Raw genomic sequence first — 3779 nt, forward strand, 5'->3', positions numbered from 1 at the left:
GCCCTCCTAACCACCCCCGCCCGCGCCGGGCGCGGGGGCGGCGGCGGGGCGCGGCGGGTACGCGCCGCTGCGCAGCGCGTGCACGGCGCGCGCCACGTACCCGGCGAGCAGCAGCCCGCCCGCCATCGCGCCCGAGGCGTAGGTGTCCGCCGCCTGCGCCTCGGCCCATCCCGAGGCCGCGCCCAGCACCAGGTACGGCGCCATCGCGACCAGCAGTGCCACGGCCAGCGCCACCAGTGCCGCCCTCGGCCGCCGGTCGTCCTCCCAGCAGCGCTCGCCGACCAGGTGCAGGGCGACGGCCATCGCCACCACCAGGCACCACCACGGCGAGGGCGCCAGCCCCACCGCCCGCGCCAGCACGTACACGACGGCGAGTCCGCCGGTCGCCGCCGTCTGGCACACCAATACGTCTGTCATGTCACTGGCAAAGGTCCGCCAGAGTCCCGCCCCCGGATTCCACCCCATGCAGCGGAGGATAAGGCGGCGCTGCGGTGCCCAACAGGTGTCCCGCACACGTCGGGTGGTCGCATTCAGCAGGTGCACATCTGCGCTCCGCCGAACGGCAACGTGGATGCCAGCCGACTTGGAGAGACATACGGGTGCCGGTTCGCGGATCCGACTGTACGGGTCCGACCCGGGCCGCTGCCACGGAACGCCGTGGCCGCCGTCGTCCGTGCTGCCCTGGAGGGTCTGCCATGACCACCGTCCCCACGTACACTCCGACCGCAGTCACCCCCACCCGGGCCACCCCGGTGCCCGCCGCGCGCCCGGCCGCCGCGTCCGGCTCCGCCTCCGCCGTCTACACCGTCTCGCTGGCCCGCGACGAGGCCGACGTCCGCGCCGCCCAGCGGCTGCGCCACCAGGTCTTCGCCGACGAGCTCGGCGCCACCCTGCGGAGCACCGTCCCGGGGCTGGACGTCGACCCGTTCGACGACTTCTGCGACCACCTGCTCGTCCGCGAGGGCGAGGACGGCGCCGTCGTCGGCACCTACCGGCTGCTGCGCCCCGAGGCCGCCCGGCGGGCCGGCCGGCTCTACTCGGACGGCGAGTTCGACCTCGGCAACCTCGCGCCGCTGCGCGACGGGCTGGTCGAGCTCGGCCGCTCCTGCATCGCCGCCGAGCACCGGGGCAACGGCGCCGTCATCAACCTCATGTGGGGCGGCATCGCCCGCTACCTCGCCGACACCGGCAACACCTGGGTGGGCGGCTGCTGCTCGATCCCGCTGGAGGGCGGCGGTGCCACCGCCGCCCGGGTCTGGGACACCGTCGCCGCCAAGCACCTCGCCCCCGAGCAGTACCGGGTCGCCCCGCACCGCCCCTGGGACGCCACCGGCGTGACCCGGGCCGACCGGGCACCGCTGCCGGCCCTGCTCCGCGGCTACCTCCGGCTGGGCGCCTGGGTCTGCGGCGCGCCGGCGCACGACCCGGACTTCGACTGCGCCGACCTGTACGTCCTGCTGTCGCTGGAGCGCACCGACCCGCGCTACCTGCGGCACTTCCTGTCCGGCGTCGGCGGCGTGGGCGCGGCGGCCTCCCCGGCACCGGGCACGGGCACGGGCACAGAGGCGGCGGGCACGGAGGCGGCGGGACCGGCGGACGAGGGACCGGCCTCATGAGCGTCTGGCTGCCGACGGCCTCCTGCACCCCGGAGGCCTGCCTGACCGACCCGGCGCCGACCGTCGCCCTCCCCCGCCGGGTGCTGCGACTGGCGGGCTTCCTGGTGCTGCTCGTCGCGGGGCTGGCGCTGATCCCGCCGGCGCGGCTGCTGCCGCACCGCCCGCGCGGCGCGCTGGCCCGGTTCTGGGCGCGCGGGCTGCTCGGCGCACTGGGCGTCGCGGTGCGGATCGTGCCCGACCCGGCCCCGGCCGGCCGGGGCGGGGTCCTGCTGGTGGCCAACCACGTCTCCTGGCTGGACATCCCGCTGATCGCCGCCGTCAGGCCCGGCCGGTCGGTCGCCAAGACCGAGGTGCGGGACTGGCCGGTGCTGGGGCGGCTGGTCGCCTGGGGCGGGACGGTGTTCCTGGACCGCGACCGGCTGCGCGCCCTGCCGGCGACCGTCGCCGAGGTGGCCGACCGGCTGCGGGCCGGCCACCCGGTGATCGTGTTCCCGGAGGGGTCCACCTGGTGCGGACGGGAGAGCGGACGGTTCCGCCCGGCGTTCTTCGAGGCCGCCGTCCGGTCCGGCTCCTCCGTCCAGCCCGTCTCGATCCGCTACCGGCTGGCCGACGGGCGCGCCACCAGCGCCCCCGCCTTCGTCGGCGAGGACGACCTGGTCACCTCGCTGGCCCGGGTGGTCGCCGTCCGCGGCCTGGTGGCCGAACTGACCTTCCGCCCTCCCGTCCCGGCCCCGGCGGCCGACCCGGCCCGCCGCTGGGCGGCGCGGAAGGAACTCGCCCACGCCGCCCAGACCTCGGTGGAGGTCATCGGCTGAGCCCCGGCACCGGCGGCCGACAGAACCGTAGGGCAACCATCAGGTGAACTCCGTTCTTCGGCCGCACGCCCGGCAGCAGTGCCTGACACAGTGTCAGCCATGCATGAGGGACTGATAGTCGAAGAACCGAGACTGGCGATCAAGCGGCAGCGCTCGATCGTGCGCAGGCGCCCGAGGTTCGTCGCGACCGTCGCCGCCCTGCTGGCGCTCCTCCTCGGCTGCACCACCTCCCTGGCGCTCTCCGGGAATCTGCTGCTGCCCTTCGAGCGGATCCTCGTCCTGGAGGGCCGCACGGGCTCCAAGGGGGACTTCTTCGACGACCCGGAGGTCCGGCGGCTGCTGCTGCGCCACGGCCTCCGGGTCCACATCACCGTCGCCGGATCGCAGGAGCTGGTCCACGGCGACCACTCCCGGCTCTCCTTCCTCTTCCCCTCCGGCCGGCCCGCCGCCAACGACATCATCGCCCGCCGGAAGCGGGAGCACGGCTACTCCAAGGCGTACAACCCCTTCGTCAGCCCGCTCGTGCTCGCGACCTACCGGGACTACGCCCGGACGCTGGAGAACAACGGGATCGCCACCCCGCAGTACCGTCCCGACCGCGGCGACGAACCGCTGTACTACAGCCTCGACCTCGCCGCCTTCCTCGACCTGGGGGAGAACCACAGGACGTGGAACGAGCTCGGCATCCAGCACCACGGCACGACCAACGGGAACGTCGTGGTCGCCCAGACCTCCCACATCTGCCAGTCGAACTCGGCCGAGACCTTCCTCGCCCAGGTCGCCTTCACCAGGAACGGGGGCCAGGTGCCCAAGGACCCGGACGCCGACGACCTCGCCGCCCGGATCAAGCCCCTGCTCTCGGCCCAGGGCATGCCCGGCGCGGACGTGTTCGCCCCGTACTCCAGCCCCGAGGGCCGCGGCATCGCCCCCGTGGTGGTGGTCTACGAGCACCAGTACCTCGCCTACCAGGCCCACTACCACGACACCAGGGACGAGCTCGACTCCTCGCGCGTCCTGCTGTACCCGACCTTCCAGTTCATCACCCAGCCGCAGTTCATCTCGCTCACCCCCGAGGCCGACCGGCTCGGCGAACTGCTCATCCACGACCGCCGGCTGCGGGAGCGCGCCGTGGCCCTGGGCTTCCGCACCATCGGCGACGACACGGACTCCGGCAAGTTCAAGAAGTACCTCGGCAGCCGCGGCATCCCGGCCCCGGACAGCAGGACGGACGACACCAGGACCGTCATGCCGAGCCAGGAGGTCCTGAACCGGATGGTGCGCAAGGCCGGCGACTGCCCGGACGCCCCCGACGCGCCCGGTCCCGACGCCCCCGCCCCTGCCCCCACCC

Annotated in this window: 4 protein-coding genes; 3 read left to right on the forward strand and 1 reads right to left on the reverse strand. The window is 74.6% G+C overall.

Annotated features, from left to right (window positions below; genetic code table 11):
- Window positions 1–6: 6 nt before the first annotated feature.
- The gene (locus ADK60_RS20270; protein WP_159394340.1) at window positions 7–417 is read right to left on the reverse strand and encodes a hypothetical protein; all 411 of its coding nucleotides are present in this window, start codon (window positions 415–417) and stop codon (window positions 7–9) included.
- 278 nt (window positions 418–695) lie between these two features.
- Between ADK60_RS20270 and ADK60_RS20275 the strand changes: the two genes are divergently transcribed.
- The 3 genes from ADK60_RS20275 to ADK60_RS20285 form a co-directional block, all read left to right on the forward strand.
- The gene (locus ADK60_RS20275) at window positions 696–1616 is read left to right on the forward strand and encodes a GNAT family N-acetyltransferase (RefSeq protein WP_079008549.1); all 921 of its coding nucleotides are present in this window, start codon (window positions 696–698) and stop codon (window positions 1614–1616) included.
- Complete coding sequence (locus ADK60_RS20280; protein ID WP_053647867.1) at window positions 1613–2431, forward strand: lysophospholipid acyltransferase family protein; 819 nt, start codon at window positions 1613–1615, stop codon at window positions 2429–2431. The genes ADK60_RS20275 and ADK60_RS20280 overlap by 4 nt, the downstream gene beginning before the upstream one ends.
- 99 nt (window positions 2432–2530) lie before the next feature.
- Window positions 2531–3779: hypothetical protein (locus ADK60_RS20285; protein WP_063783209.1), on the forward strand; the 1249-nt coding region annotated here is incomplete at its 3' end.

It is taken from the genome of Streptomyces sp. XY431 (assembly GCF_001279805.1).
GTDB classification, from domain to species: Bacteria; Actinomycetota; Actinomycetes; order Streptomycetales; family Streptomycetaceae; genus Kitasatospora; species Kitasatospora purpeofusca.

Bases quoted from the DNA above. Each gene is read 5' to 3' on its own strand.
- ADK60_RS20270 (WP_159394340.1), bottom strand. From the start codon at position 417: ATGACAGACGTATTGGTGTGCCAGACGGCGGCGACCGGCGGACTCGCC.
- ADK60_RS20275 (WP_079008549.1), top strand. From the start codon at position 696: ATGACCACCGTCCCCACGTACACTCCGACCGCAGTCACCCCCACCCGG.
- ADK60_RS20280 (WP_053647867.1), top strand. From the start codon at position 1,613: ATGAGCGTCTGGCTGCCGACGGCCTCCTGCACCCCGGAGGCCTGCCTG.